This window comes from Streptomyces sp. NRRL F-5122, assembly GCF_001507435.1.
Lineage (GTDB): Bacteria > Actinomycetota > Actinomycetes > Streptomycetales > Streptomycetaceae > Streptomyces > Streptomyces lannensis.
In genome coordinates this window covers 1-369 of sequence record NZ_LMWH01000154.1, presented here as the reverse complement: position 1 = coordinate 369, position 369 = coordinate 1, and the positions used below count along the sequence as shown (strand labels likewise).

Annotated in this window: 1 protein-coding gene; it reads left to right on the top strand. The window is 72.6% G+C overall.

Annotated elements, in window-relative coordinates:
- A partial coding sequence (locus ADL25_RS17340; RefSeq protein ID WP_059128655.1) for an IS3 family transposase occupies nucleotides 1–369 on the top strand: 369 nt, incomplete at both ends.

Here is a 369-nt window from a genome sequence, read left to right as displayed (position 1 = left end):
CGGCTATTACGCCTGGCGGGAACGCACTCCTTCGGCACGCTCGCTGCGGCAGGCCTGGCTGAGCCGGATCATCCGCGACATCCACCGCTCCTCGGGGGCCGTCTTCGGATATCGCCGTATCCGGCAGGAACTCGGTCACCGCTACGGCATCAGCGTCAGCCACCAGACCGTGGAACGCCTGATGGGCCAGGCAGGCCTGCGCGGCCGTTCCGGACGCGTCGGCTACCACAGTCCCGGACCGGCCACCGCACCGGGCACCGGACCGGGCAGCGGACCGGGCAGCGGGCCGGCCGGCGGGGTGGGGGGCCGGCGCTGGATCATCGACGTCGACACCCCCGACCATCCTCACGCCGTCTGGTGGGCCGCGAT